Below are 26,012 nucleotides of genomic sequence, written 5' to 3'. Positions count from 1 at the left end.
ACGAGCGTTGATATGGTGCCGGGGACTTCCTGGGGTGAGGGTGGTGCGATGTCAGAGCAGATGATCCAGGTCCACGATCTGCGCCGGTCGTTCGGCGCGACGACGGCGGTCGACGGGGTCGGATTCTCCGTCGGCCCCGGCGAGGTGGTCGGCCTGCTCGGCCCGAACGGCGCCGGCAAGACCACCACGATCCACTGTCTCACCACGCTGCTCAAGCCGGATTCGGGCAGCGCCCGCGTCGCCGGGTTCGACGTGGTCGACCAGGCCGCGCAGGTCCGCCGCAGCATCGCCGTCACCGGCCAGTTCGCGGCGCTCGACGAGATGCTCACCGGCCGGGAGAACCTGGTGCTCTTCGGCCGCCTGCTCGGGCTCGACCGGCGGGCCGCCGCCGCCCGCGCCGACGAGCTGGTCGAGCGTTTCGACCTGGGGGAGGTGGCCGGCAAGCCGGTCCGCACCTACTCCGGCGGCCTGCGCCGCCGCGCCGACCTGGCCGCGAGCCTGGTGGTCGACCGGCCGGTGCTGTTCCTCGACGAGCCGACCACCGGCCTCGACCCGCGCAGTCGGCGGGCGTTGTGGGAGGTGGTCCGGCAGCTGCGCGCCAACGGCACCACGGTGCTGTTGACCACGCAGTACCTGGAGGAGGCGGACCAGCTGGCCGACCGGGTGCTGCTCATCGACCACGGTCGGGTCGTCGCCGAGGGCAGCCCGGACGAGCTGAAGGGCCGCCTCGGCGGCGCGGTCTGCGAGGTGCGGGTGGAGGACCCGCGGGCCCGGGAGACGGCCGCCGCGCGGCTGCGGGAGGCGTTCCCGGAGCTGACCGAGGACGACGACGTGCTGCGGGTCGCGGCGGGCGCGGGCACGCTGACCGAGGTGGTCCGCCGGCTGGAGTCCGCCGGCGTCGAGGCCGACGACGTGATGGTGCGCCGACCCACCCTGGACGAGGTGTTCCTGTCGCTGACCGGGTCGGCCGCCGGCGTACCCGACGCGGCGGGAGCCGGGCGGTGAGCGTCGCGAGCCCGCCGGCCGCCGGTCCGGCGCGGCAGTTCGCCGTGCTTGCCGCGCGCAACCTGCGGCAGGCGCGCGCCGGCCGGTCGATCGGGCTGACCGTGGTGTTCCCGCTGACGTTCTTCGCCGGCTTCATGGTGGTGTTCCACCGGCTGATGTCGGACTACGGGATCGCCTACGAGCAGTTCCTCCCGCCGGCGATCGTCGTGCAGACCACCGTCCTGGTCGCCATGTCGGCGTGCTACATGGTCGCCGGTGACGCCCGCAGCGGGTTGATCGCCCGCTACCGGACGCTGCCGATGGGCGCGGCCGTGGTGCCCGCCGCCCGGCTGGTGGTGGACGCGGCGCGGGCCGCCGTCGCGGTGGCGGTGATCCTGGTCGCGGCCGTCGTGGTCGGTTTCCGGTTCACCGCGGGCGCGGCCGGCGCGGTGGGTTTCGTGCTGTTGGCGGTCGGTTTCGCGGTCGTGCTGGCGGCCGGTTGCGCCGCGCTGGGCCTGGGCGCCCGCGACCCGGAGCAGGCCTACTCGGCGCTCACCCTGCCGTATCTGGTGTTGACCACGGTCTCCACCGCCTTCGTGCCGGTCGACGCGTTCCCGGGCTGGTTGCAGCCGGTGGTCCGGGCGTCGCCGTTCTCCGCCCAGGTCGACGCGCTGCGGGCGCTGTCCACCGAGGGCGCCGACCAGCGGGTGTGGCCGGCGCTTGTCTGGTTGCTGGCGTTGGGCCTGCTGTTCGGCTTCGCCGCCGCTCGTTCGTTCCGGAGGACCCGATGAGCACTGTCACCCAGGCGTCGCTGTTCGCCGGGCGCAACCTGCGCCGGTTCTTCCGCGCCCCGCCGGCGCTGATCTACTCGTTCGCGTTCCCGGTCCTGCTCCTGCTCACCCAGTACGCGGTCTTCGGGCGCATCGTCGGCGACGGCGACCGCCAGCACTACCTGGAGCGACTCGCGCCGCTGGTGGTGCTCTCGACCGCCGCGTTCGGCTCGCCGTCGAGCGCGGTGGGTTTCCTGCGCGACCTCAAGGGCGGGCTGGTCGACCGGCTGCGGGCGATGCCGGTGCGCCCGGGGGCGCTGCTGGTCGGCCGGCTCACCGGTGACGTGCTGCGCATCGTGATCATCGGCGTGCTCACCACCGCGGTGGCGCTGCTGCTCGGCTTCCGGTTCCGGCAGGGCGCGGCGGCCGTGGTGGGCTTCTTCGCGGTGGTCGCGCTGTTCGGCGCGATGTGGGCGGCGATCGCGCTGTGGCGCGGCTCGGGTCCGGGCGACGAGGAGTCCCTGCCGCCGTCGCTGACCGGCCCGGCGACGCTGCTGTTCATCTTCTCCTCGGGGTTCGTGCCGGTGTCGGCGTTCCCGTCGGTGGTACAGCCGCTGGTGCGGGCCAACCCGTTCTCGACGGCCACCGAGGCGCTGGTCGGGCTCTCCTCGGGCGGGCCGGTCCTGGCGCCGGTGCTGCAGACGCTCGCCTGGGTGGTCGGGCTGGGCGGGGTCTGCCTGCTGGTGGCGGTCCGCCGGTTCGCCCGGCGCACCGCCCGCTGACGGCCGGTCAGACCGGGCTGGCCATCCGGTAGAGCATCTGCTGGCCGCCGGTGGCCAGCAGATGCCCGTCGTCGGACCAGACCCGGGCGCGTGCGCCGAGGGTGCCGCCGTTGGCCGAGGCGGCCTCTCCCTCGACCAGCAGCCACTCGCCGGCGTCGCCGCCGGCCTGGAAGCCCACGTACAGGTCCATGCTCGGGGCCATGAACGTGGTCCGCTCGAACGCCTGCACGATGGCCGGGAACTGCACCACGTCGACGGCGAACACCAGCCGGGCGGCGGCCAGCCACGGGTCCGGGTCGGCCGGCAGCGGCTCGTGCAGCCGCAGCCAGCCGCGCACCGTCGGCACGCCGTCGCGCTGCGGCGACCAGCCACCGGCGGGCCAGCCGGACAGGCGTACCTCGTAGCAGCGTTCCCAGATCGGCAGCACCGGCAGGCCGTCGCGGCGCATCAGGTCGACAAGCGCCGGCAGTTCGTCGGGCGCGGGCAGCTCCGGCGCCGGCATCCAGCGGCGGTCCGGGCCGACCAGGCCGTCCGCGACGGTCCACACGTGCGCGGCGAGCACCGTCCGGTTGCGCTGGCGCAGCGTGACGTGGAAGGCGGCGGCGCGGCGGGTCCCGTGCACCCGTTCCACCGTGAGGTCGGCCTCGCCGTAGCGGGCCGGGGCGAGGAACTGGCAGCTCAGGCTCACCGGCAGCATCCCGCCGGCGGCGTCGCCGGCGGCCCGCAGGGCGACGGCGGCCAGGTAGCCGCCGTTGGGTCCCCACACCGACCAGTCCTCGGCCAGGCTGGCCCGGTAGCGACCGGGCGCGGTCCGCTCGACCGCGGCGTCGTCCGCGAGACTGGCCATCCGGACCTCCCTCTCCGCGCACCATCCGTCGAACCAAGATACTGCACAACAAAAGCAGATACGAGTACGATGCGGCGCATGGATCTGCGTGACAGCGCCGAGGAGGCCGCGTTCCGAGCCGGGCTGCGCGACTGGCTGGCCCGGTCGGTGCCGGTGACCGCCGGGGCGGACGGCGCACCGGCGCGGGGACGGTGGGACGACGTCGACGCCGTCCGGTCCTTCAGCGCCGCGCTGCACGAGGCCGGCTACGCCGGGCTGACCTGGCCGGTGGAGTACGGCGGACGCGGGCTCTCCCCGGTGCACCAGGCGATCTACCTGGAGGAGAGCGCCCGGGCCGAGGCGGGTGAGCACATCGGAGTGATCGGTCTGGGCATGGTCGGGCCGACCGTCATCGCCTGCGGGTCGCCCGCCCAGCGGGCCTGGTACCTGCCCCGGATCCTCACCGGCGAGATCATCTTCTGTCAGGGCTTCTCCGAGCCGGAGGCGGGCAGCGACCTGTCCGCCGTGCGGACCATCGCCCGCCGCGACGGCGACGAGCTGGTGGTGACCGGGCGCAAGCTCTGGTCCTCCTACGCGCACCTGGCCGACCACTGCCTGCTGCTCGCCCGCACCGACCCGGACGCCACCCGCCACCGTGGCCTGTCCTGCCTGCTGGTGGATCTGCGGACGCCCGGCGTGACGGTGCGCCCGATCCGGCAGATGACCGGCGAGGCCGAGTTCGCCGAGATCGAGTTCGACGAGGTGCGGGTGCCGCTCGACGCGGTGGTCGGTGAGATCGGTGACGGCTGGCGGGTGGCGATGACCACGCTGGCCCACGAGCGCGGCACCTTCGGGTTCACGCTCACCGCCCGGCTGGAGGTGGCGTTCCGCCGGCTGGTCGCGACCGCGCGGGCCCGTGGCCGGGACACCGACCCGCTGGTACGCGACCAGATCGCCGCCCGCTACGTCGAGCTGGAGGGGCTGCGCTGGACCAACCGCCGCGCCCTGGCCGGACTGCGGCGCACCGGGACGCCGGGGCCGGAGACCTCCGTGGTCAAGCTGCGCTGGTCGCAGGCGCACCAGCGGCTGACCGCGCTGGCCGTGCTGCTCACCGCCGGTGGCGAGCCGGACGGGTGGGACCGCTACTGGCGGCGGGAGATGCTGCGCAGCCGCGCCAACACCATCGAGGGCGGCACCTCGGAGGTGCTGCGCAACGTGATCGCCGAGCGGGTGCTCGGCCTGCCCAGGTCGTACTGACGCACCGACCACCCCGTCCGGAGGAGACAGCGCCATGGACTTCGCACTGACCGGCGAGCAGGAGGCGTTGCGCGACACCGCGGCGAAGTATCTCGCCGACGAGCGTGCCTGCGCCGACGGCGACCGGGCGTGGGCGGACGTCACCGGTCTCGGCTGGCTCGACCCCGAGCTGGGCACGGTCGAGCTGGCCCTGCTCGCCGAGCAGCTCGGCCACGCGCGCAGCCCGCTGCCCTGGTGGGCCGCCATGGGGCTGGCCGGCCCCGCGCTGCGGGCCGGCGGCCGTGCGGTGCGCCGGCCGGCCACGCTGGCCTGGGCCGAGGAGCCCGGCCCCGGCACGCTCGCCGGCCTGCTGGCGCTGGCCCGGTCCGCCGGGCCGGGGGACGGGACCGCGGGCTGCGCGGTCGCTCCCGACGGCACCCTCACCGGGCGCAAGGTCGCCGTGCCGCACGCGGGGGAGGCGGTGGACCTCGTGGTGGGCGTCGCCGGCCCGGACGGCATCGAGCTGCGCCTGGTCGACGCGGCCGCGCTGCGCCCGACGCCGAGCGACGCCGGGCCGGCGGGCCTGGACCCGACCCGGCCGGCCGCCACGGTGGAGCTGTCAGGTGTGGCGTCGACGCCGCTGGTCGCGGCACACGCGAGCGCGGACGTGCTCGCGGAGATCCGGCGGCGCACGCTGACCCTGCTCGCCGCCGAGGCCGTCGGCGTGGCGACGCGCGCGCTGGCCTGGGCCACCGGCCACGCCACCACCCGCACCCAGTTCGGCCGGCCGATCGGCGCCAACCAGGCGGTGGCGCACCCGCTCGCGGAGCTCTACGGCCAGGTCGAGACGGCCCGCTCACTGGCCTACCGGGCCGCCTGGTCGGTCGACGCCGAGCCGGGCCCGGTCGCCGACCGGGCGGTCGCCGCCGCCGCGGTGGCCGGGCGCGAGGCCGCGACCGCCGCCTGCGAGACCGCCGTCCAGACGTACGGGGGCAGCGGCTTCACCTGGGAGCAGCCGCTGCACCACTGGTATCGGCGGGCGTGGTGGCTGGCCACGTTCGACGGGACGGTGAGCGACCTGCGCGCCGAGCTGGCCGCGTCGCTGCTGGACGAGGCGACCGGTCAGGACGCCCCGGGCCGGTAGGAGCCGAAGCTCCAGATGTTGCCCTCGGAGTCGCGCACCGAGTAGCCCTGCCCGCCGTAGTCCTCGTCGCGCAGCTTCTGCACGATCTCGGCTCCGGCCGCCACCAGCCGGTCGTGGTGCGCGGCCACGTCGTCGAGGACCACGTAGGTCGAGCCGGGGCCGGTCTCGAGCACCAGGCGCCCGTCGCTGCCGTCGGTTTCGGAGGCGAGCATGACCATGCCGTTGCCCCAGGTCAGCTGGGCGTGGCTGATGGTGCCGTCCGGACCGGGGACGACCAGGGCCTCGCGGAAGCCGACGACGTCCACCAGCCAGCGGACGGCGGCCGGCGCGTCGCGGTAGCGAAGCGTGGGGATGATTTCCGGGCCTGCGCTCATGCCGAAGAGTCTAATGAAGAATCGCGGATAGCACATGCGCTACGCATGGCATGTCGGATCTTCGGCTACGCTGTGCCCATGCTTCGCTACGACTACGTCATCGTCGGCGCGGGAGCGGCCGGCGCGGTGCTCGCCGCGCGGTTGAGCGAGGAGCCCGGGCGTTCGGTGCTGCTGCTGGAGGCCGGGCCGGATCTGGTCGGTGACGCCGGGCCGGAGGCGTTGCGCACCGGCTCGGTGGAGGCGGAGGACGGCTTCGACTGGGACCTGCGCGCCACCGTCGTGGCCGGGCGCGAGGCGCCGCTGCGCCGCGGCCGGGTGGTCGGCGGCTCGACGCGGATCAACGACCGGGGCGCGATGCGCGCGCCGGCGGCCGACTTCGCCGCCTGGGGTCGCGACCTGCCGGAGTGGGACTGGCCGGCGGTGCTGCCGGCCTTCCGCCGGTTGGAGAGCGACGAGCAGTTCGGCGACCGCGACTACCACGGCGCCGACGGTCCGGTGCCGATCACCCGCTGGTCGCGTGGACAGCTGACCCCGGCGATGGACTGCTTCCTGGAGGCGGTGCTCGCGCTCGGGCACGACTACCAGGAGGACATGAACGCCCCCGCGGCCGTCGGCATCGGGACCTATCCGCAGAACCGGCGCGACCGGCTGCGCATGTCGACCGCGCTCACCCACCTCGACCCCGCCCGGTCCCGGCCGAATCTGACGGTCCGGGGCGACGCGGAGGTCGAGCGGGTCCTGCTCACCGACGGCCGGGCGGTGGGGGTGCGGGTCGGCGGTGAGACGATCGGCGCGGGCGAGGTGGTGCTGTGCGCCGGCAGTCCCTACAGTCCGGCGTTGCTGTTGCGCTCGGGCATCGGCCCCGCCGACGAGCTGCGGGCCGCCGGCGTCACCCCGCTGGTGGACCTGCCCGGCGTGGGCGCCGACGTGATCGACCAGCCGGGCGCGATCATCCTGGTGGTGCCCGAGCCCGAGGCGGTCGGCGGCGACTGGCCCCGCACCCAGCTCATCGGGCGTCTCGCCGGCATCCCGGGGCACGCCGCCGACCAGGCCTTCTACCTGAGCCTGTTCACCGGGATGAGCACCTCGCGCGGCGCCGGCGCGGGCCTGGACCGGCTCGTCGGCACCGACCTGATCAACACGGTGATGATCGGTGACATGGCGATGGCGTCGCGTGGCCGCGTCGGCATCCGCTCCGCCGACGCCGCCGCGCCGCCCGTCGTCGACCTCAACTTCTATTCGGCCGACGGCGACCTCGCCCGGATGCGCGACGCCTACCGGCACGCGTGGGAGATCGCCAACCAGGCGGCGTTCACCAAGACCGTCGCCCGCTTCGCGCTGGTGGACGACGCGGTGGTGGGCGACGACGAGCAGCTCGACCACGTGCTGCGCAACACCACCTACAGCCGGCTCAACCTGGTCGGCGGCGCCCGGATGGGCGCCTCGGGCGACCCGGGGGCGGTGGTCGACGGGCACTGTCGGGTGCACGGCGTGGCCGGCCTGCGGGTGGTGGACGCCTCCGTGGTGCCGGTGCCGCTGCGGGCGCCGGCGGCGCTGACCAGCATCATGATCGGCGAGCGCGGCGCCGAGTTGATCCTCGGCTGAGCGGCCCGCCCGGGTTCGACAGGACGATCGCCGGCGTGGCCCGGTGGCCCGCCGGCGCGGCCGGGTGGTCAGCGGCGCAGCAGGCTCGACAGCGGCGTCCGCGGGTCGGCCGCCACCGTGCGCGCGGCGGTCACGTAGCCGTCGAGCAGCCGTTGGGCGTCGGCGGGCGCGAGTCGGGGCGTGTGGAACAGCACCACCCGCAGGCCCGGCCCGCGCGGCGCGATCGCCAGTTCGGTGCCGAACCGGCTGCCGATCGCCTCGGGCAGGAGCAGCTCGAAGTCGGCGTCGGCGACCGGGACCCGGTGGGCGAGTTCGGCCATCATCTGGAACACCACGTCGTCGACCCGGCCGCCCAGGTTGGCGCTGCCGGTCGAGACCGCCTGGTAGGGCTGCTCCTGGTTGGCGAAGGCGGCGGCGGTGGTCGCGTGGGTGGCCCCCAGCAGCGCCTGGAAGGTGGCGAACGGCGGCAGCCGGGTGCGCAGCACCACCATGTTGGCGCAGAAGCCCACGGTGCGCTGGCTGTCCGGGTGGCTGCGGTTGGCGAACAGCGAGGCGACGGCGAGGTCGCCCTGACCGGTGATCCGGTGCAGCACCGCGTAGTAGACCGCCAGCGTGACGGTGAACAGCGTGGTGCGGTGCTGCCGGGCCAGCTCCCGCAGCCCGCCGGCCACGGCGGCGTCGAGGTCCCGGCCCAGCACGCCCGGCGTGGCGCCCGGAGGCGGGTCGCGGTAGGGCAGCCGGGGCAGCCGCAGCCCGGTGAGCTGGGCGCGCCAGAACTCCCGCTGGCGGTCCAGCTCGGCGCCGGCCAGCCGGGCCTCCTGCCAGGAGACGAACTGGCCGTACTGCCACGGCACCGGGGGCAGCTCGGCGGGCCGGCCCAGGTGCCGGGCGTAGAGCGCGCGCAGTTCCTCGAAGAGCAGCCCGCACGACCAGGCGTCGGTGACCAGGTGGTGCATGGTGAAGCAGAGGACCACCTCGTCGTCGGCCACCCGCCAGGCGGTGGCCCGGGTGGGCCACTCGCCGACGTCCACCCGGGTGGCCAGCTCCGTCGCGACGGCCGCGTCCGCCGCGGCGCGCGGGTCGGGGGCGTCGCGCAGGTCGACCACCGGCAGCGGAACCGGTCGGGGATCCTGCACCAACTGGGCCAGGCGGGGGCCACGGCCGGTGAAGGTGGTCCGCAGCGCCTCGTGCCGGGCGGTCAGCGCGGTCAGCGCCGCCGCCAGGGCGTCGATGTCGACCTTTCCGGTCACCCGGCACAGCAGCGGGCAGTTCAGCGCCCCGTGGTCGGCGCGGTAGTGGTCGATGATGCCGAGCAGTCGCTGTCCGACGGAGGCCGGTAGAGGTCGGGGCGCCACGCTGCGACGGTACCCGGCTGCCCGCGTATCTGTCATCAAGGGTCTGGCATCTTGTGTTGTTCGTCGGTACCTTGGGCGCATGTCTGGTCTGTCGGTCACCACGCCCGTGCCGGCTCGGCTGACGTGGCGGTACGAGTCCGAGATGCCTCGGGTGCTCGCCCTCTACGAGCGGGCCAAGAGCGCGCAGTGGAACGCCACCACCGACGTGGACTGGTCGATCCCGGTGCCGTTCGGTAAGCCGTTGCCCGACGACTCCGCGTTCGCCATGGCCTCCTTCGAGGCGTCCCCGCTGGCCGCGCGCGGTCGCCCGATGTGGGACACGTTCCGCTGGGAGCTGCAGTCCTGGATGGTCAGCCAGTTCCTGCACGGCGAGCAGGGCGCGCTGGTCGTCGCCGCCCGCCTGGTCGAGGTGGTTCCCGACCTCGACAGCAAGTACTACGCGGCCAGTCAGGCCGCCGACGAGGCGCGGCACGTCGAGGCGTTCTCGCGCTACCTGCGGGAAAAGGTGCCCGAGCCGTACCCTATCAACCCGGCGCTGGCCGAACTGCTGGAGGACCTGCTGTCCGACGCCCGCTGGGACATCACCGCGCTGGGCATGCAGATCATCGTCGAGGCGCTGGCGATGGCCGCGTTCCGGTTGGCCAACAGCACCTTCCACGACCGCCTCATCTGCGACATCACCCGGCTGGTGGCCCGCGACGAGGCCCGGCACGTGTCCTTCGGCGTGCTGTCGCTGGAGGGCATCTACGCGGAGATGACAAGCGCGGAGCGGGCCGACCGGGAGGAGATGGTGCTCGAGTCGGCCAGCCTGATGCGGCGCCGGTTCCTGCTCGAGGACGTGTGGGACCGCATCGAGGTCGACCGCGCCGAGGGCGTCGACTTCGCCGCGCACAACGAGCTGATGATCAAGTATCGGCAGGCCATCTTCGCCCGGGTGGTCACCGCCCTGGCCAACATCGGCCTGCTGACCCCCCGGGTCCGCTCGGGGCTGGAACGCCTCGACCTCATCGGGTTCGCCGACCGCTCGATCCGCCTACCTCGCGCCTGACCGGAGTGGACATGCCAGTGCTGACCACGCTGACCCTCGACGGCATGTGCGGCGACGTCGCCGGGCTGCTCGAGGAGCCGGTGTCGCCGGACGACGACCTGCTCGAACGCGGTCTGGACTCGATCGGCCTGATGCGGCTGGCGGCGCAGTGGTCGGCCGCCGGCGCGAGCCTCACGTTCGGCCAGCTCATCGAGCACCGGACCGTACGGCAGTGGCACGCCCTGGCGCACGCGCCCGGCGGCGACCCGACGCCCGCGCCGGCCGACGACGAGGCGGTCGACCCGGACGCGCCGTTCGCGCTGGCCACCATGCAGCACGCGTACTGGGTCGGACGCGCCGGGGACCAGGCCCTCGGCGGCGTGGGCGCGCACTTCTACAACGAGTTCGACGGCCGGCACGTGGACCCGCCACGGCTGGAACGGGCCGTGCGGGCGCTGGTGCGGCGGCACGACATGCTGCGGGCGCGGTTCCTCGACGACGGCCGCCAGCGGATCACCCCGGACGGGGCGTGGCCCGGCCTGAGCGTGCACGACCTGCGCGACCTGGCGCCGGCCGAGCGGGATCGGCGTCTCGGCGAGCTGCGCGACACGCTGTCGCACCGCAGCCTGCGGGTGGACCGGGGCGAGGTGTTCGACATCCAGCTCTGCCTGCTGCCCGAGGGCCGCACCCGGATCCACGTCGAGATCGAGATGCTGGTCGCCGACGCGCACAGCTTCCGGGTGCTCCTGGCCGACCTGGCCCGCCTCTACGACCGCCCGGACGAGCCGCTGCCGCCGATCGACTACAGCTACCCGCGATACCTGGCCGTGCACGCCCGCCGCCGGGAGGCCGCGCGGGAGGCCGCGTCCGCCTACTGGCGGGAGCGGCTGCCGCGGTTGCCCGGCGGCCCGGAGCTGCCGGTCGCGGTGGCGCCCGAGCGGGTGACCGGGCACCGGGTGACCCGCCACCACCACTGGCTGCCCGGCGCCGACCGGGACCGCCTCGCCGCCCGCGCCCGGGAGCACGGCATCACCCTGCCGATGGTGTTCCTCACCGCGTTCGCCGAGGTGCTGGCCGCCTGGAGCAGCCGGCAACGCTTCCTGCTCAACCTGCCGTTGTACGACCGCACGCCTTACCACCCGGACGTGCCGCTGCTCAGCGGCGACTTCACCAACCTGCTGCTGCTGGAGGTCGACGCGACCGACGAGGTGCCGTTCGTCGACCGGGCCCGCCGGCTGCACGAGCAGTTCACCCGCGACGTCGCGCACAGCGCGTACGCCGGGGTGGACGTGCTGCGCGACCTGGCCCGCCACCGCGCGGACCGGGCGGTGCTCGCGCCGGTGGTCTTCACCAGCGCGCTCAGCCTCGGCGAACTCTTCGGCGCGGACGTGCGGACGTGCTTCGGCGACCCGGTGTGGACCAGCTCGCAGACCCCGCAGGTGTGGCTGGACAACCAGGTCACCGAGCGGGAGGGCGGCCTGTACCTGAACTGGGACGTGGTGGCCGAGCTGTTCCCGGCCGGGGTGTCGGAGGCCATGTTCGACGCGTACGTGGGGTTGTTGCGCGGGCTGGTGGACGGCGACTGGTCCGTGTCGGTGGGGTTGCCGGCCGGGCAGCGGGCGGTGCGGGACCGGGTGAACGACACGGCCGCCGCGTTGCCGGTGGGTGTGTTGCACGAGGGCTTCTTCGAGTGGGCGCGGCGGGAACCGGGCCGCCCGGCGGTGCTGGGCGACGGCGTGTCGGTGTCCTACGGGGAGCTGGCGCAGCGGTCGTTGCGGCTGGCCGGGGCGTTGACGCGCGCGGGTGTCGGTGCCGGGGACGCGGTCGGGGTGTGCCTGCCCAAGGGCGTCGAGCAGATCGCGGCGGTGCTCGCGGTGCTCGCCGCCGGCGGCGTGTACGTGCCGGTCGGCGTGGACCAGCCGGCGGTGCGGAGGAACCGGATCCTGGCTCGGGCCGGTGCCAAGGTGCTGATCCACGCCGACGGCAACGGCGCGCCCCCTGCGGTCGGACCGGTGGCCGGGGGCATGGGGCCCGGCGGCGACGGCGAGCTGGGGCCGGACGGCGACGGTGGGCCTGCGCTGGAACGGCCGGTGGACGCCGACCCAGCCGCGCTGGCGTATGTGATCTTCACGTCGGGGTCGACGGGGGAGCCCAAGGGTGTCGAGGTGTCGCACGCCGCCGCCGTCAACACGATCGAGGCGATCCGCCGCCGCTTCGACATCGACTCCGACGACCGGGTGCTGGCGGTGTCGGCGTTGGACTTCGACCTGTCGGTGTTCGACGTCTTCGGCCTGCTCGGCGCCGGCGGCGCGCTGGTGGTGGTGACCGAGGAGCAGCGCCGCGACGCCCGCGCCTGGCTCCGCCTCGCCACCGAACACCACGTCACGCTCTGGCAGTCGGTGCCGGCGTTGCTGGACATGCTGCTCACCGCCGCGGAGGCCGACGGCGCGACCACCCACCTGCGGCTGGCGCTGCTCGGCGGCGACTGGGTCGGGTTGGACCTGGCGGCCCGGCTGACCGCGCTGCGCCCGCACGCCCGGTTGGTCGCCCTGGGCGGCACGACCGAGACGGCGATCCACTCCACCGTCTTCGAGGTCGGCGAGGTGCCGGCGCACTGGCGGTCCATCCCGTACGGCCATCCGCTGCCCAACCAGCGCTGCCGGGTGGTGGACGGGCGCGGCCGGGACTGCCCGGACTGGGTGCCCGGCGAACTCTGGATCGGCGGCGCCGGAGTCGCCAACGGCTACCGGGGCGACCCGGAACGCACCGCCGAACGGTTCGTCGCACGCGACAACACCCGCTGGTACCGCACCGGCGACCTCGGCCGCTACTGGCCCGACGGCACCCTCGAATTCCTCGGCCGCACCGACCACCAGGTCAAGATCCGCGGCCACCGCATCGAACTCGGCGAGATCGACACCGCCCTGCACCAGCACCCCGCCGTCCGCGACGCCGTCACCGTCGCCATCGGCACCACCACCCGCCGACTCGCCGCCGCGATCACCACCCACCCCGGCCACGATGCCCATGACCTGCACGAATACCTGACCGAACGCCTACCCGCCCACATGATCCCCGAGCACGTCGCGGTTCTCGACGACCTGCCGCTGAGCGGCAACGGCAAGATCGACCGGAGGGCGTTGGCCGAGCGGCTGGCCGTCCGGGCCGACCGGCCCACCGAGGTCCAGCCGCCGATCGGCCCGGTGGAGACGGCACTGGCCGCCGTCTGGGCCGAGCTGCTCGACGTACCGGCCGTCGGCCGCGCGGACAGCTTCTTCGCCCTCGGCGGGGACAGCCTGCTCGCCACCCGCCTGCTCGGCCGGATGCGGACGGCGGGGCTGGCCGGCGGGCAGCTGCGGCGGCTCTTCGCCGAGCCGACGCTGAGCGGGTTCGCCGCCGGCCTGCGGCTGGAGCGCGGAACCGGCGCGACCGTCACGCTCACCGAGGACCTCGCGCACCGGCACGAACCGTTCCCCCTCACCGACGTGCAGCGGGCCTACTGGATCGGGCGCACCGGCGACTTCGCGCTCGGCGAGGTGGGCTCGCACTGGTACTGGGAGTTCGACGGCGCGGACGTGGACCTCGACCGGCTCGCCGTGGCCTGGAACCGGCTGGTGCGACGGCACGAGATGCTGCGCGCGGTCATCGACCCCGACGGGCGGCAACGCATCCTCGCCGAGGTGCCCGAGGTCGCCATCGGAGTCACCGAGGGCGGGGCGGCGCTTGCCGAACTGCGCAACCGGCTGTCGCACCGCGTCGCCGACCCGACCCGCTGGCCGCTTGTCGCCATCGAGGCCGTCCGGTACGGCGAGAACCGGGTCCGCCTGGCGTTCAGCTTCGACTACATCGTGCTCGACGCGCTGAGCATCGTCACCGTCTTCGCCGAGCTGTCCGTGCTCTACGCCGACCTCGACGCGCCGCTGCGCCCGATCGGGGTGTCCTTCCGGGACTACGTGCTCCACGCCCAGCCCGACGAGGCCACCGTCGACGAGGACCGGCGCTACTGGTCGGCGCAGGCCGCCGAGCTGCCGCCCGCGCCGCAACTGCCGCTGGCGGTCGACCCGGACCGGGTCCACGCGCCCCGCTTCGTCCGGCACGAGGGACGCCTCGACCCCGGGCAGTGGACCGCTCTCGTGGCCACCGCCCGTACCCACGGCGTGAGCCCGGCCGCGGTGCTGGCCACCGCGTACGCCGAGGTGCTCTCGGCCTGGAGCGGCCGGGGGGACCTCACGCTCAACCTGACCCTGTTCGACCGCCGTGAGGTCCACCCCGACATCGACCACGTGTTGGGCGACTTCACCTCGCTGCTGCTCGTGCCGCACCGGCCCGCCACCGGCGACGACTTCCTGAGCCTGGTCCGCCGGCTCCAGGAGCGGATGTGGGACGGCATGCAGCACCACGGGGTGTCCGCCCTCTGGGTGCTGCGGGAGATCGCCCGCCGCACCGGGGCGCCCGCGGCGGCCATGCCGGTGGTCTTCACCAGCGCGCTCGGCATCAGCGACGAGTTGGTCACCATGGACCTGCCGTTCGGCGAGCAGATCTGGGGCGCCTCGCAGACCCCGCAGGTGTGGCTGGACAACCAGGTCATGGAGCGCGACGGCGGCCTGCTGGTGAACTGGGACCTGGTGGCCGAGCTGTTCCCGGCCGGGGTGTCCGAGGCGATGTTCGACGCCTACCTGGAGTTGCTGCGCGGGTTGGCGCAGGGGGACTGGTCGCGGCCGGTGTCGGTGGGGTTGCCGGCGGCGCAGCGGGCGGTGCGGGACCGGGTGAACGACACCGCGACGGCGCTGCCGGCCGGCCTGCTGCACGAGGGGTTCTTCGGGTGGGCGCGGCGGGAGCCGGGCCGCCCGGCGGTGCTGGGCGACGGCGTGTCGGTGTCCTACGGGGAGCTGGCGCAGCGGTCGTCGCGGTTGGCCGGCGCGCTGGTCCGGGCCGGTGTCGGCGCCGGTGACGCGGTGGGGGTGTGCCTGCCCAAGGGCGCCGACCAGATCGTCGCGGTCCTCGCGGTGCTGGCCGCCGGGGGCGTGTACGTGCCGGTGGGCGTGGACCAGCCGCCCGCTCGCCGGGAGCGGATCCTCAGCCGCGCGGGAGCCAAGGTGCTGGTGGGTGCCGGCGGCCTGGACGCCGGCGGGGACGGTGGACCGGCGCTGGAGCGGCCGGTGGACGGCGATCCGGCGGCGCTGGCGTATGTGATCTTCACGTCGGGGTCGACGGGGGAGCCCAAGGGCGTCGAGGTGTCGCACGCCGCCGCGGTCAACACCATCGAGGCGATCCGGCGGCGCTTCGACATCGGCGCGGACGACCGGGTGCTGGCGGTGTCGGCGCTGGACTTCGACCTGTCGGTGTTCGACGTCTTCGGCCTGCTCGGCGCCGGCGGCGCGCTGGTGGTGGTGACCGAGGAGCAACGCCGCGACGCCCGCGCCTGGCTCCGCCTGGCCACCGAACACCGGGTCACGCTCTGGAACACCGTGCCGGCGCTGCTCGACATGCTGCTCACCGCCGCCGGCGACGAACCCCTGGCGGCGCTGCGGCTCGCGCTGGTCTCGGGCGACTGGGTCGGGCTGGACCTGCGGGACCGGCTGACCGCCTGCCGGCCCGGCGCACGGCTCGTCGCGCTCGGCGGGGCCACCGAGGCGGCGATCTGGTCGAACGCGTGCGAGGTGGACGAGGTGCCGGCGCACTGGCGGTCCATCCCGTACGGCCATCCGCTGCCCAACCAGCGGTACCGGGTGGTGGACGGGCGCGGCCGGGACTGCCCGGACTGGGTGCCCGGCGAACTGTGGATCGGCGGCGCGGGCGTCGCGGCCGGCTACCGGGGTGACCCGCAGCGCACCGCCGAGCGTTTCGTCGTCCACCAGGGCACCCGGTGGTACCGCACCGGCGACCTCGGCCGCTACTGGCCCGACGGCACCCTCGAATTCCTCGGCCGCACCGACCACCAGGTCAAGATCCGCGGCCACCGCATCGAACTCGGCGAGATCGAGGCCGCGTTGCTGCACCACCCCGCGGTGCGGGAGACCGTCACCGTCGCGGTCGGTGCCGCCATTCGCCGGCTCGCCGCCGCCGTCACCGTCCACCACCGGGTCGACACCGACGACCTGCGTGCCTTCCTCACCGACCGGCTGCCCGGCTACATGATCCCCGAGCACGTCACGGTCCTCGACCAGCTCCCGCTCACCCCCAACGGCAAGGTCGACCGCAGCGCGGTGGCCCGGCTGCTCGCCACCGGCGACGGCGCGCCCCCCGACGAGCCGCCCCGGCCCGGGCTGGAGACCGAACTCGGCGCGCTCTGGGCCGAGCTGCTGGACTGCCCGACGCCCGGCCGCAACCGCAACTTCTTCGGCCTCGGCGGGGACAGCCTGCTCGCCACCCGCCTGCTGGCCGTGCTGCGCGACCGCTACGGCGTCGACCTGCCGATGCGCGGGCTGTTCGACCGACCCACCATCGCGGACCTGGCCAGCGCCGTGCAGGACGCCGCCGGCGCGTACGAGGAAGGGGCGATATGACCGGGCAGGACCTTCTCGCCGAACTGGCGGAACTCGGTGTCCGACTCTGGGAGGAGGACGGCCAGCTCCGCTTCCGCGCCCCGGCCGGCGTCCTCACCGACCAGCGGCGGGCGGCGCTGCGCCAGCACCGGGAAGAGGTGCTGGCCGCGGTGCGCGACGCCGCCGTCCCCGCCGCCGTGCCGCACCCCGAGCAGCGGTACGAGCCGTTCCCGCTCACCGACGTGCAGAGCGCCTACCTGCTCGGACGCGGTGACACGTTCGCCTACGGCGGCATCGGCTGCCACGGCTACGGCGAGCTGAGCTTCACCGACCTCGACGTCGACCGCCTCGAACACGCCTGGCGGGAGGTCGTCGCCCGGCACGACATGCTCCGCGCCGTGGTCGACCGCGACGGCTCCCAGCAGGTACGCCCCGACGTCCCGCCGTACCGGATCGAGGTCCGTGACGCCGACCCGGACGGCTTCGTCGAGGCGGTCGCCGGGATCCGGGCGGAGCTGGACCACCACCGCTACGACCCGCAGCGGTGGCCGCTGTTCACGTTGCGGGTGACCCGCAGCCCGCGGCGCAGCGTGCTGCACTTCTCGATCGACTTCCTGGTCTGCGACTTCGTCAGCATCAACCTGCTCCTCGACGAGCTGGGCCGCCGCTACGCCGGTGACCCGCCGGGCGAGGACCTGGAGCTGACCTTCCGGGACCATCTGCTGGCCACCGCGCCGCTGCGCGACGGGCCCCGCCGCGACGCCGACCGGGACTGGTGGCTGGCCCGCCTCGACGACCTGCCGCCCGCGCCGGAGCTGCCGCTGCGCCCCGACGCGCTCGCCGCCCCGCCCCGGTTCCGCCGCCTCGACCTGCGACTCGACGCGGCCGAGTGGGCCGGCCTGCGGCAGCGTGCCGGCCGGCACGGCATCACCCCGTCCGGCGCCGTGCTCGCCGCGTACGCCGAGGTGATCGCCGCCTGGAGCACCCACCCGCGCTTCAGCGTCGACGTCACCCTGCTCGACCGCACGCCGACGCACCCGCAGGTGGACCGGATCGTCGGCGACTTCACCTCGGTCAGCCTGCTCGCCGTGGAGCAGGACCCGGACGCGCCGGTGCAGGAGCGGGCCAAGCGCCTCCAGGCCCAGCTCTGGTCCGACCTGGACCACCGCCGGTTCTCCGGCGTCGACGTGCTGCGCGAGGTGGCCCGGCGGCGGGGACCCGACGCCGCGCTCATGCCGGTGGTGTTCACCAGCGCGATCGGGCTGGGCGGCGACACCGGGGTGGAGGGCTTCGGCGAGTTGGGCTACGGCATCAGCCAGACGCCGCAGGTCTGGATCGACTGCCAGAACATCGAACGCTCCGGCGGGCTCGCCACCAACTGGGACGTCCGCGAGGGCGTCTTCCCCGACGGCGTGGTCGACGAGATGTTCGCCGCGTACACGGCGTTGCTGCGCCGCCTGGCCGGCACCGACGAGGCGTGGGAGGAACTCGCCCCGGTCGCGCTGCCGGCGGCGAGCGCCCGCCGGCGGGCCGAGGTCAACGACACCGCCGCGCCGCTGCCCGACGGGCTGCTGCACGAGGGCGTGCTCGCGCAGGCGTTGCGCACCCCGGACCGGGTCGCCGTGGTGGCCCCGGACGCGACCCTGACCTACCGGCAGCTCACCGGTCGCGCGAGCGCGGTGGCGGCCCGGCTCGCCGAGGCCGGCTGCCGCCCCGGTGACCTGGTCGCGGTGGTCGCCGACAAGGGCTGGCGGCAGGTCGTCGCGGTGTTCGGCGCGCTGCTCGCCGGCGCCGCGTACGTGCCGATCGACACCAACCAGCCGCCGGCGCGCCGCGACCTGATCCTCGACGGCGCGGCGGTGCGCTTCGTGCTCACCGAGTCCGGCCGCGCGGACGGTGGCTGGCCGGAGCGGGTCCGGGTGATCGCCGTGGACGACTGCGACGGTCCCGCGCCGGCCGCCCTGCCGGCGCGCCTGGCCGGCCCCGACGACCTCGCGTACGTCATCCACACGTCCGGCTCCACCGGCACCCCGAAGGGCGTGATGATCACGCACCGGGCGGCCCTGAACACCGTGGCCGACATCAACACCCGGTTCGACGTGACCCCGGACGACCGGATCCTCGGCCTGGCCAACCTCGGCTTCGACCTGTCCGTCTACGACCTGTTCGGTCCGCCCGCCCTCGGCGCCGCCCTGGTGCTGCCCGCGCCCGAGCGGCGCGGCGACCCCACCCACTGGGCGGACCTGGTGACCGGCCACGAGGTGACGCTCTGGAACTCGGTGCCGGCGCAGTTGCAGATGCTCGCCGACTACCTCGCCGCCGCGCCGATGGTGCGCACGCCGTCGCTGCGGCTGGCCCTGCTCAGCGGCGACTGGATCCCGGTGACCCTGCCGGATGCGATCCGCGGCCTGGTGCCCGGCCTGGCCGTGGTCAGCCTGGGCGGCGCGACCGAGGCGGCGATCTGGTCGATCATCCACCCGGTCGGCGCGGTCGACCCGTCCTGGCCCAGCATCCCGTACGGCGTGCCGCTGGCCAACCAGAGCTGGCACGTGCGCGACGCCGGCCTGCGGGAGCGCCCGGACTGGGTCACCGGCGAGCTGTACATCGGTGGCGCCGGGCTGGCGCTGGGCTACCTCGGCGACGCCGAGCGCACCGCCGAGCGGTTCGTCACCGACCCGGTCACCGGGCGGCGGCTGTACCGCACCGGTGACCTGGGCCGATACCGGCCCGACGGGGTGATCGAGTTCCTCGGCCGGGAGGACTTCCAGGTCAAGGTCCGCGGCCACCGGATCGAGCTGGCCGAGGTGGAGTCCGCGCTGCTCGCCCATCCCGCGGTCGGCGCGGCGGTCGCCGTGGTGGACGGGGACCGCCCGCTGGAGCGCAAGCTGGCCGCCGTGGTCCAGCCGGCCGCCGTGGAGCCCGGACCGGCCGCGTCCGTCGACCCGGACGGACCCGCCGCCGCCGGCGCCGCCGTGGTCGCCGGCACCGACCTGGACGGGTACGCCGCGTACCTGCACGACCTGGACCGGCTCGGCCTGGCCGCCATGCTGGACACGCTGCGCGCGGCCGGCCTGTTCCTCGACGACCGCCCGCACCCGCCGGCCGAGGTGTACGCGGCCACCGGCGTCGCGCCCCGGCACCGCCGGCTGCTGCGGCGCTGGCTGCGGGCGCTCACCGACTCCGGCGTGCTGCGGCGCGACGACGACGCGTACCGGCTGGTGCGGACGCTGTCACCGGCGGCCCGGGCGTGGGACGCGGCGGCGCGGCGGGCGGCCGAGGTGGGGGAGGCGCCCGAGCTGGTGCGCTACTTCCAGGGCAGCGCCGCGGCGCTGCCGGCGCTGCTGCGCGACGACGAGGACCCGCTGGCGCTGCTCTTCCCCGCCGGCGAGCTGGCCGTGTCGGACCACCTCTACGCCGGCGCCCTGTTCAACCGCTGGGCCAACGCGGTCGCCGCGTCGGCGGTGCGGGCGCTGGTCGAGCGGCTGCCGGGGCCGGTGCGGATCGTCGAGGTCGGCGCCGGTTCGGGTGGCACCACGGCGGCCGTCCTCGACGCGCTCGACGGGCTGGACGTCGACTACCTCTACACCGACCTGTCCGGGTTCTTCGTCGAGGCCGGCCGGCAGCGCTTCGGCGACCGGCCGGGGCTGCGCTTTGCCGCGCTGGACCTCGACGCCGACCCGGCCGGGCAGGGCCTCGCCCCGAACAGCGCCGACCTGGTGATCGCCGGTGACGTGTTGCACGCCACCCGGGACGTGCCGGCCACCCTGGCCCGGCTGCGCGGCATCCTCGCCCCGGGCGGGCATCTGGTGCTGCTGGAGATGACCCGGGAGCACTACCAGATCATGACGTCGCTGGAGTTGCTGGTGCGGCTCGACGACGAGCTGGGTGACTTCGCCGACCTGCGGCGCGGCACCGACCGGACGTTCCTCGACGCGGACGAGTGGCGGGTCCTGCTCACCGGGGCGGGCGCCGCGCCGGTGCTGGACCTGCCCGCGCCCGACGATCCGATGGCCGCTCTCGGGATGCGGATCATCGCCGCCCGGGTGAAGGCGGACCGGCGTCGGGTGGTGCCGGACGAGTTGCGGACGCACCTGGCCGAGCGGCTGCCCGACTACATGGCGCCGAGCGTGTTGCAGGTGGTCGACGAGCTGCCCCGCACCGCCAACGGCAAGCTGGACCGCGCGGCCGTGGGCCGGCTGGTGGCGGCCACCACGGCCGGCCCGGAGACGGGCGGCGCCGCGCCGAGCACCGGGCTGGAGGAGGAGATCGCGGCCGAATGGGCGGACGTGCTGCGGGTCGACCGGGTCAGCCGCGACGCCGACTTCTTCGCGCTGGGCGGTGACTCCCTGCTCGCCGCGAAGCTCGCCGGGCAGCTCACCGAGCGGGTGCCGGCCGCGTCCGGGGTCTTCTTCGACGAGCTGCTGCGGACCATCCTGGAACATCCCACCGTCGGTGCACTGGCCGAGCGGCTCGCGGTCACGGCCGGGACCGCCGCTCCCGACGACGGCGAGGACGCCGGCGCGGTCGAGGTGACCCGGCTCGCCGGTGACGGCCCGCCCCGGTACGTGCTGGTGCACGACGGCAGCGGCCGGCTCGACCCGTACGCCGGTCTGCCCGCGCCGCTCGCCGTCGGCGGCGCGGTGTGGGGGGTGGCCGACGGCGGCCTGCACCGCTACGCCGGCCTGGACCCGGCGCCGCTGGTGCAGCGGCTCGCCGCCGACTACGCCGCCGACCTGGCCGGGCACCTGTCCGGGGAGCCGCTGACCGTGGTGGGTCGGGGCGAGGCCGGGGCGCTGGCGCTGGAGCTGGCCCGGCAGCTCACCGAGTCCGGGGTGGACGTGACCGGGCTGGCGGTCGCCGATCCGGTGCCCGGCGACGCGTACGCCAGCTCGCCGTACGCCGGGGACGTGACGCTGCTCTGCCCGGGCGAGCCGGACCAGGCCGGCGTGGCGTGGTGGCGCGAGGTGTGCCTCGGCGAACTGACCGTGCGCCGGGTGCCGGACGACCCGGCCGGCTGGGCCGGCGCGATCGCCAGGGAGGGCTGACGTGCCCGGCACGATCGCGCTGGTCGGCACGACAGGCGGGGTGGGCCGGCACGCGCTGGCGCACCTGCTGTCCTGGACCGTGGACACCGTCCGCGCGGGCAGCCGCGACCCGCGGCGGGTGCCGACCGGTGACCCGCGGGTCCAGGCGTACCCGGTGGACCTCACCGACCGGGGCAGCCTGGACGCGTTCTGCGCGGGCTGCCACACGGTGGTCAACTGCGCCGGTCCCGCCGTCACGGTCGGCGACACGGTCGCCCGGGCCGCCGCCCGCGCCGGCGCCGCCTACGTGGACGCCGCCGGTGACGACGGGCTGTACCGGGCCGTCGCCGCGCTGCCCGGCGCCGCCGACCGGCTCGCGGTGCTCTCCGCCGGGATGATGCCGGGGCTGTCCGGGCTGCTCCCGGCGTACCTGGCCGCGCACCTGCCGGACGCCCGGCGGATGACGGGTTGGGTCGGCGGGCGGGACGGTTTCACCCCGGGCGCCGCGCGGGACTTCCTCGCGGTGGGCGACGCCGGCTACGGCGAGCCGCTGGCCGCCTGGCGCGACGGGGCCCGGCGCAGTCGGGCGCTGGCCGCCCAGGGCGGCGTGGTGGTGCCGTTCTTCGACGAACCGGTGCTGCTGCAGCCGTACCTGAGCACCGAGACCGAGCGGCTGGCCGGCCGGCTCGGCCTCACCGACGTGGACTGGTGGTCGGCGTTCGCCGGCAGCCGGGTGCCGGCCGCGCTCGCCGACGGCGCCAGACGCGCCGCCGCCCCGGTCGGGGCGGCGGGGCTGGCCGACGCGGCGGACGCGCTGTGCCGGGCGGCCGAGCTGGACGCCTTCGGTCGACCCCGCTACCAGGTGCTGGTCGTGGAGCTGAGCGGGCCGACGGGCAGCCGGGTGCTGGTCTGCCGGGGCGTCGGCGCGAACGCGCTCACCGGTGCCGCGGTGGCCGTCGGCGCGGTGGCGGCCGCCGCCGGTGACCTGCGGGCCGGCGTGCACCACCTGGCCGAGGTGGTCGACCCGGCCTGGGCGGTGGACCGGTTGCGGGCCAGCCCGGCGGTCACCGCGCTGCACGTCGAGGACGGTCCGCTGGCCCGCTACGAACCGATCGAGGAGGGGGTGGCGTGAAACCGAGGGTGCTCGTCGCCGGTACCAAGTTCGGCCAGGTCTACCTGCAGGCGTTCCGGCAGCCCGGCTTCCCGTTCGAGCTGGCCGGGATCCTGGCCGGCGGCAGCGCCCGCTCGGTGGCCTGCGCCCGGCACTACGGGGTGCCGCTGTGGACCGACGTGACGCAGGTGCCCGAGGACGTGCGGCTGGCCTGCGTGGTGATCCGCGGCGGCCTGCTCGGCGGGCCCGGCGGCGAGGTGGCCCGGGCGTTGATGGCACGCGGCCTGCACGTGCTGCAGGAGCATCCGCTGCACCACGACGAGCTGGTCGAGTGCCTGCGCACCGCCGGCCGGGCCGGGGTGGTCTACCACCTCAACTCGTTCTACGTGCACACCGCGCCGGTGCGCCGGTTCGTCGCCGCGGCCCGCGCCCTGCTGGCCCGCCGGCCGGCCCGCTACGTCGACGCGGCGTGCGGCTTCCAGGTCGCGTACGCGCTGCTGGACATCCTCGGCCAGGCGCTCGGCGGGGTACGACCGTGGGGCCTGGCGGCGCCGGCGGACCTGCCCGAGCAGGTACGCCGGCTGTCCCCGGTGGACGTGCCGTTCCGCAGCGTCGACGGCGTGCTCGCCGGGGTGCCGCTGACCCTGCGGGTGCAGAACCAGATGGACCCGGCGGACCCGGACAACTACGCGCACCTGCTGCACCGGGTCACCATCGGCACCGAGGCCGGCAACCTGACCCTGCTCGGCACGCACGGGCCGACCGTCTGGAGCCCTCGGCCCGACTTCCCGCAGCAGGTGCAGGACCGGGCGGTGGGCCGCCCGCACTTCGCCGGCTCCGCCGCGGACGAGCCGGACCACCTGGACGCGCCGAGCGCGCAGCCGCTGGACGAGCCGACCGCGCCCAGCTACCGGGACGTCTTCGAACGGGTCTGGCCGGCCGGCGTGGGACACGCGCTGGGCGAGCTGCACCGCGCGGCGCAGGCGGGCGAGAAGCCGGTGCGCCACGGCCAGTACCACCTGACCCTGTGCCGGCTGTGGCAGGACGTCACGGCCCGCCTCGGACCGCCCGAGCTGCTGCACTCCACGCCGCCGCGGATGCTGCTGCCCGCCGAGGTGACGGAACTCGCCGACGCGGCGGCCCGGGCGGTCGAGCCGGAGCCGATCGGAGCGAGCCGGTGAACGCCGCCCGGACCTGGCTGCGCTGCCCCCGGCCGCTGCGCTGGCCGGCGCTGCGACTGATCTGCTTCCCGCACGCCGGTGGCAACGCGGCGTTCTACCGGCCCTGGGCGGCGCACCTGCCCGACGACGTCGAACTGCACGGCGTGCAGTACCCGGGCCGGATGGACCGCACCGGGGAGCCGTTCGCCGCCGACCTGCCGAGCCTGGCCGCCGGCGTCGTCGAGGCGCTTCGCGCGTTGCCGGGCGACACCCCGGTGGTCCTGTTCGGGCACAGCCTCGGCGCGTCGGTGGCGTACGAGACGGCGCGCCGCCTGGACGGGCCGGGCGGCGGGCTGCGGGCGCTTGTGGTCTCCGGCCGACCGGCGCCGGACCGGCTGCGGGACACCCGCGTGCACCTGGCCGACGACGACACGCTCTGGGCCGAGACCGGCCGCCTCGGCGGGACCGGCCGGGAGACGCTGGAGCACGACGGGGTGAAGGCGGTGGCCCTACCGGTGCTGCGGGCCGACTACCGGATCGCCGAGACCTGGCGGCCGGAGCCGCCGCTGCCGTTGCGCGCCCCGGTGCTGGCCTGCATCGGCGCGGACGACCCCGAGGTGACCGCGGCGGAGGCGGGCGCCTGGGCGGGCCGGACCCGGGGCCGGTTCACGCTGCACACCTTCCCGGGCGGCCACTTCTATCTGCTCGCCCACCGGCACCGGCTGGTCGAGACCATCCTGCGCGCCACGCACCGCAGCCCGGTGCCCACCTGGTCGGCGGCCGGCCCGTGATCCCGGCCCACCTGCGCTACCACCGCGCCGGCGACCTGACCGAGGCGTTGCGGCTGCGGCGCGAGCACGGCGACCTGCTGCGACCGCTGGCCGGCGGGCAGTCCCTGCTGCCGGCGCTGAAGCTGCGCCGCGACGCCGTCGACACGCTGCTGGACCTGGGCCGGCTCACCGACCTGGCGTACGTGGCGGTGCGCGGCGACCACCTGGCGGTCGGCGCGTTGACCCGCTACCACCGGCTGCTCACCGACCCGCTCGTCGACCGGCACGCGCCGATCCTGGCGGCGGCCGCCGCGGCGGTCGGCGATCCGCAGGTCCGCCACGCCGGCACGGTCGGCGGCGCGCTGGCCCAGGCGGACCCGGCCGCTGACCTGCCGACCGCGCTGGTCGCGCTGGCCGCCACCGCGGTCCTGACCAGCGTGGACGGCTCCCGGCTGGTGCCCGTCGCCGAGCTGGCCGTCGCGCCGGGCGTCACCGTGTGCCGACCCGACGAGCTGCTCACCGAGGTACGGGTGCCGCTGCCCGGCCCGCGCCGGTGGAGCTACCGCACGTTCGCCCGGCCGGCGCTGGAGTGGTCGCTGGTGGCCGTCGCGGTGGCCGACGGCCGGGTCGCGCTGGCCGGCATGGACCGGACCGTCCGGCGCGCCGGCGCCGTCGAGGCGGCGCTCGCCGAGGGCGCGTCGGCGGCGAGCGCCGCGGCGTACGCGGACCGCGACTGCGAGCCGCCCGACGACGTACGCGGCTCCGCCGACTACCGCCGGCACCTGAGCCGGGTGCTGGTGGCCCGGGCGTTGGCCGACCGCACGGAGGAACAACGATGACCATCGACACCCGACCCGGCGCCGCGACCGTCACGGTCACCGTCACCGTCAACGGCCGCCCGCAACGCCGGGAGGTGCCGGCCCGCACCCTCCTGGTCCACCTCATCCGCGAGGAGCTGGCACTGACCGGCGCCACCGTCGGATGCGACACCTCCTCCTGCGGCGCCTGCACGGTCCTGCTGGACGGCCGGTCGGTCAAGTCGTGCACGCTGCTCGCCGCGCAGGCCGACGGCGCCGAGATCGGCACCGTGGAAGGGCTGGCCGACGGCGACCGGCTGCACCCGGTGCAGGAGGCGTTCCGCGAGCACCACGCGTTGCAGTGCGGCTTCTGCACGCCCGGCATGGTGCTCGCGGCGGTGAGCCTGCTGGCCGAGCACCCGGGCCCGCTGAGCGAGCAGGAGGTGCGGCACGGGCTGAAGGGCAACCTGTGCCGCTGCACCGGCTACCACAACATCGTCCGTGCCGTGCTCGCCGTGGACGCGGCCCGCCACGCCGGGTGACCGCCAAACCGGAAGGGAGG

The 26,012-nt window shown here is 75.4% G+C and carries 17 protein-coding genes; 14 read left to right on the top strand and 3 right to left on the bottom strand.

Annotated features, from left to right (window positions below; genetic code table 11):
* The first annotated feature begins 48 nt into the window (after window positions 1-48).
* From ACGFI2_RS09920 to ACGFI2_RS09910, 3 genes are read left to right on the top strand one after another with little or no spacing between them, the layout of a single operon-like run.
* Window positions 49-1,005, top strand: a complete 957-nt coding sequence (locus ACGFI2_RS09920; protein WP_393513542.1) for an ATP-binding cassette domain-containing protein — start codon at window positions 49-51, stop codon at window positions 1,003-1,005.
* Window positions 1,002-1,775 carry an ABC transporter permease gene (locus ACGFI2_RS09915; protein WP_393513539.1) on the top strand — a complete coding sequence of 258 codons (774 nt, stop codon included), beginning with the start codon at window positions 1,002-1,004 and terminating at the stop codon, window positions 1,773-1,775. Before ACGFI2_RS09920 ends, ACGFI2_RS09915 begins: the two co-directional genes overlap by 4 nt.
* A complete protein-coding gene (locus ACGFI2_RS09910) occupies window positions 1,772-2,536 on the top strand; it encodes an ABC transporter permease (protein ID WP_393513536.1) in 765 nt (254 codons plus the stop codon). The genes ACGFI2_RS09915 and ACGFI2_RS09910 overlap by 4 nt, the downstream gene beginning before the upstream one ends.
* Window positions 2,537-2,543: 7 nt before the next feature.
* On the opposite strand, the gene ACGFI2_RS09905 is transcribed toward ACGFI2_RS09910, so the two are convergent.
* Entirely contained in the window at window positions 2,544-3,383 is an 840-nt protein-coding gene (locus ACGFI2_RS09905; protein ID WP_393513533.1) for an acyl-CoA thioesterase, read from the bottom strand.
* Between the two features lie 78 nt (window positions 3,384-3,461).
* Between ACGFI2_RS09905 and ACGFI2_RS09900 the strand changes: the two genes are divergently transcribed.
* Complete coding sequence (locus ACGFI2_RS09900; RefSeq protein WP_393513530.1) at window positions 3,462-4,619, top strand: acyl-CoA dehydrogenase family protein; 1,158 nt, start codon at window positions 3,462-3,464, stop codon at window positions 4,617-4,619.
* A gap of 34 nt (window positions 4,620-4,653) precedes the next feature.
* The gene (locus ACGFI2_RS09895) at window positions 4,654-5,742 is read left to right on the top strand and encodes an acyl-CoA dehydrogenase family protein (protein WP_393513527.1); all 1,089 of its coding nucleotides are present in this window, start codon (window positions 4,654-4,656) and stop codon (window positions 5,740-5,742) included.
* Here ACGFI2_RS09895 and ACGFI2_RS09890 read toward each other — a convergent pair.
* Window positions 5,721-6,116: a VOC family protein gene (locus ACGFI2_RS09890; RefSeq protein ID WP_393513524.1), complete on the bottom strand. Its 396-nt coding sequence runs from the start codon at window positions 6,114-6,116 to the stop codon at window positions 5,721-5,723. The genes ACGFI2_RS09895 and ACGFI2_RS09890 overlap by 22 nt on opposite strands.
* A gap of 78 nt (window positions 6,117-6,194) precedes the next feature.
* On the opposite strand from ACGFI2_RS09890, the gene ACGFI2_RS09885 reads away from it, so the two are divergent.
* Entirely contained in the window at window positions 6,195-7,721 is a 1,527-nt protein-coding gene (locus ACGFI2_RS09885; RefSeq protein ID WP_393513521.1) for a GMC family oxidoreductase, read from the top strand.
* 68 nt (window positions 7,722-7,789) lie between these two features.
* Here ACGFI2_RS09885 and ACGFI2_RS09880 read toward each other — a convergent pair whose 3' ends face one another.
* Complete coding sequence (locus tag ACGFI2_RS09880; RefSeq protein WP_393513519.1) at window positions 7,790-9,076, bottom strand: condensation domain-containing protein; 1,287 nt, start codon at window positions 9,074-9,076, stop codon at window positions 7,790-7,792.
* Between the two features lie 79 nt (window positions 9,077-9,155).
* On the opposite strand from ACGFI2_RS09880, the gene ACGFI2_RS09875 reads away from it, so the two are divergent.
* From ACGFI2_RS09875 to ACGFI2_RS09840, 8 genes are read left to right on the top strand one after another with little or no spacing between them, the layout of a single operon-like run.
* Entirely contained in the window at window positions 9,156-10,124 is a 969-nt protein-coding gene (locus ACGFI2_RS09875) for a ferritin-like domain-containing protein (protein WP_393513516.1), read from the top strand.
* Window positions 10,125-10,135: 11 nt separating this feature from the next.
* Entirely contained in the window at window positions 10,136-16,609 is a 6,474-nt protein-coding gene (locus tag ACGFI2_RS09870; RefSeq protein WP_393513513.1) for an amino acid adenylation domain-containing protein, read from the top strand.
* The gene (locus tag ACGFI2_RS09865) at window positions 16,606-21,633 is read left to right on the top strand and encodes an amino acid adenylation domain-containing protein (RefSeq protein ID WP_393513510.1); all 5,028 of its coding nucleotides are present in this window, start codon (window positions 16,606-16,608) and stop codon (window positions 21,631-21,633) included. The genes ACGFI2_RS09870 and ACGFI2_RS09865 overlap by 4 nt, the downstream gene beginning before the upstream one ends.
* A gap of 1 nt (window position 21,634) precedes the next feature.
* Window positions 21,635-22,744, top strand: a complete 1,110-nt coding sequence (locus tag ACGFI2_RS09860; protein ID WP_393513507.1) for an NAD(P)H-binding protein — start codon at window positions 21,635-21,637, stop codon at window positions 22,742-22,744.
* Window positions 22,741-23,904 carry a Gfo/Idh/MocA family oxidoreductase gene (locus ACGFI2_RS09855; RefSeq protein ID WP_393513504.1) on the top strand — a complete coding sequence of 388 codons (1,164 nt, stop codon included), beginning with the start codon at window positions 22,741-22,743 and terminating at the stop codon, window positions 23,902-23,904. Before ACGFI2_RS09860 ends, ACGFI2_RS09855 begins: the two co-directional genes overlap by 4 nt.
* The gene (locus tag ACGFI2_RS09850; RefSeq protein ID WP_393513501.1) at window positions 23,901-24,674 is read left to right on the top strand and encodes a thioesterase II family protein; all 774 of its coding nucleotides are present in this window, start codon (window positions 23,901-23,903) and stop codon (window positions 24,672-24,674) included. Before ACGFI2_RS09855 ends, ACGFI2_RS09850 begins: the two co-directional genes overlap by 4 nt.
* Window positions 24,671-25,492, top strand: a complete 822-nt coding sequence (locus ACGFI2_RS09845) for an FAD binding domain-containing protein (RefSeq protein ID WP_393513498.1) — start codon at window positions 24,671-24,673, stop codon at window positions 25,490-25,492. Before ACGFI2_RS09850 ends, ACGFI2_RS09845 begins: the two co-directional genes overlap by 4 nt.
* Window positions 25,489-25,992, top strand: coding sequence for a (2Fe-2S)-binding protein (locus tag ACGFI2_RS09840; protein WP_393513495.1), 504 nt, complete (start codon window positions 25,489-25,491; stop codon window positions 25,990-25,992). Before ACGFI2_RS09845 ends, ACGFI2_RS09840 begins: the two co-directional genes overlap by 4 nt.
* Window positions 25,993-26,012 lie beyond the last annotated feature (20 nt).

Source organism: Micromonospora sp. NPDC049282 (genome assembly GCF_043197045.1).
Lineage (GTDB): Bacteria > Actinomycetota > Actinomycetes > Mycobacteriales > Micromonosporaceae > Micromonospora.
The sequence above is the reverse complement of the archived record's forward strand: the minus strand, read 5'-3'. Positions and strand labels throughout refer to the sequence as shown.

Excerpts from the sequence above, each read along its gene's own strand:
- ACGFI2_RS09875 (WP_393513516.1), top strand. The coding sequence starts at position 9,156 with ATGTCTGGTCTGTCGGTCACCACGCCCGTGCCGGCTCGGCTGACGTGG.
- ACGFI2_RS09885 (WP_393513521.1), top strand. The coding sequence starts at position 6,195 with ATGCTTCGCTACGACTACGTCATCGTCGGCGCGGGAGCGGCCGGCGCG.
- ACGFI2_RS09900 (WP_393513530.1), top strand. The coding sequence starts at position 3,462 with ATGGATCTGCGTGACAGCGCCGAGGAGGCCGCGTTCCGAGCCGGGCTG.
- ACGFI2_RS09865 (WP_393513510.1), top strand. The coding sequence starts at position 16,606 with ATGACCGGGCAGGACCTTCTCGCCGAACTGGCGGAACTCGGTGTCCGA.
- ACGFI2_RS09890 (WP_393513524.1), bottom strand. The coding sequence starts at position 6,116 with ATGAGCGCAGGCCCGGAAATCATCCCCACGCTTCGCTACCGCGACGCG.
- ACGFI2_RS09905 (WP_393513533.1), bottom strand. The coding sequence starts at position 3,383 with ATGGCCAGTCTCGCGGACGACGCCGCGGTCGAGCGGACCGCGCCCGGT.
- ACGFI2_RS09920 (WP_393513542.1), top strand. The coding sequence starts at position 49 with ATGTCAGAGCAGATGATCCAGGTCCACGATCTGCGCCGGTCGTTCGGC.
- ACGFI2_RS09840 (WP_393513495.1), top strand. The coding sequence starts at position 25,489 with ATGACCATCGACACCCGACCCGGCGCCGCGACCGTCACGGTCACCGTC.
- ACGFI2_RS09910 (WP_393513536.1), top strand. The coding sequence starts at position 1,772 with ATGAGCACTGTCACCCAGGCGTCGCTGTTCGCCGGGCGCAACCTGCGC.
- ACGFI2_RS09895 (WP_393513527.1), top strand. The coding sequence starts at position 4,654 with ATGGACTTCGCACTGACCGGCGAGCAGGAGGCGTTGCGCGACACCGCG.
- ACGFI2_RS09870 (WP_393513513.1), top strand. The coding sequence starts at position 10,136 with ATGCCAGTGCTGACCACGCTGACCCTCGACGGCATGTGCGGCGACGTC.